The organism is Mycobacterium sp. TH-M82, assembly GCF_057473605.1.
Genome location: NZ_JBYCKY010000666.1, coordinates 1 through 1,535 on the forward strand (window position 1 = coordinate 1; position 1,535 = coordinate 1,535).

The following is a 1,535-nucleotide window of genomic DNA, read 5'->3' on the forward strand; positions in this document are numbered from 1 at the left end:
CCGACGCGGTGACGGTGGCCGCCGAGCTGGACCGCCGCGGCCTGCTGCGCCGCATCGGCGGGGCGCCGTATCTGCACACCCTGATCTCGACGGTGCCGACCGCGGCCAACGCCGGCTACTACGCGGGCATCGTGGCCGAGAAGGCGCTGCTGCGCCGGCTGGTGGAGGCCGGCACGCGGGTGGTGCAGTACGGCTACGCCGGCGCCGAGGGCGCCGACGTCGCCGAGATCGTCGACCGCGCGCAGGCCGAGATCTACGACGTCGCCGACCGCCGGACGTCGGAGGACTTCGTCGCGCTCGAGGACCTGCTGCAGCCGACGATGGACGAGATCGACGCCATCGCCTCCAACGGCGGAATGTCGCGCGGTGTGCCGACCGGGTTCACCGAACTCGACGAGGTGACCAACGGCCTGCATCCCGGGCAGATGATCATCGTGGCGGCCAGGCCCGGCGTGGGGAAGTCGACGCTGGGGCTGGACTTCATGCGGTCGTGCTCGATCAAGCACCGGATGGCCAGCGTCATCTTCTCGTTGGAGATGAGCAAGTCCGAGATCGTGATGCGGCTGCTGTCGGCGGAGGCGAAGATCAAGCTCGCCGACATGCGGTCGGGCCGGATGAGCGACGACGACTGGACGCGGCTGGCGCGGCGCATGAGCGAGATCAGCGAGGCACCGCTGTACATCGACGACTCGCCCAACCTGACCATGATGGAGATCCGCGCCAAGGCGCGCCGGCTGCGTCAGAAGGCCAACCTCAAGCTGGTCGTGGTCGACTACCTGCAGCTGATGACGTCGGGCAAGAAGGTCGAGTCCCGGCAGATCGAGGTGTCCGAATTCTCTCGGCACCTGAAGCTTTTGGCCAAAGAGCTCGAGGTGCCGGTGGTCGCGATCAGCCAGCTCAACCGCGGTCCCGAACAGCGCACCGACAAGAAGCCGATGCTCTCGGACCTTCGCGAGTCGGGATGCCTGACCGCCGCCACGCGAATCCTGCGCGCCGACACCGGCGCCGAGGTCACGTTCGGTGAGCTCATGCGGACCGGCGAACGGCCGTGGGTGTGGTCGCTGGACGAGCGGATGCGCATGGTCGCCCGGCCGATGACCAACGTCTTTCCCAGCGGGCACAAAGAGGTGTTCCGGCTCCGGCTCGCCTCGGGCCGCGAGGTCGAGGCCACCGGCAACCACCCCTTCATGAAGCTCGACGGCTGGACGCCGTTGGAGCAGTTGCAGGTTGGCGATCGCATCGCGGCGCCCCGGCGTGTCCCGGAGCCCGTCGACACCCAGCGCATGGACGAGTCCGAGCTGATCCTGCTGGCCCACATGATCGGCGACGGATCGTGCGTGAAGCGCCAGCCGGTCCGCCACGCGTCGATGGACGAGGCGAACCTCGGCGCGGTGACGATCGCCGCCGCCCACTTCGGCGTGCGGGCCATCCGCGACGAATACCCGGCGGCACGGGTGACCACGCTGCGCCTGCCGGCGCCGGAGCGGTTGACCCACGGCAAGCGCAACCCAATTGCGGCGTGGCTGGACGGCTTG

1 protein-coding gene is annotated in these 1,535 nt (G+C 69.1%); it reads left to right on the plus strand.

Annotation, left to right across the window (positions count from 1 at the left end; translation table 11 throughout):
- Nucleotides 1-1,535: replicative DNA helicase (locus tag AC2VON_RS19540; RefSeq protein WP_486954432.1), on the plus strand; the 1,535-nt coding region annotated here is incomplete at both ends.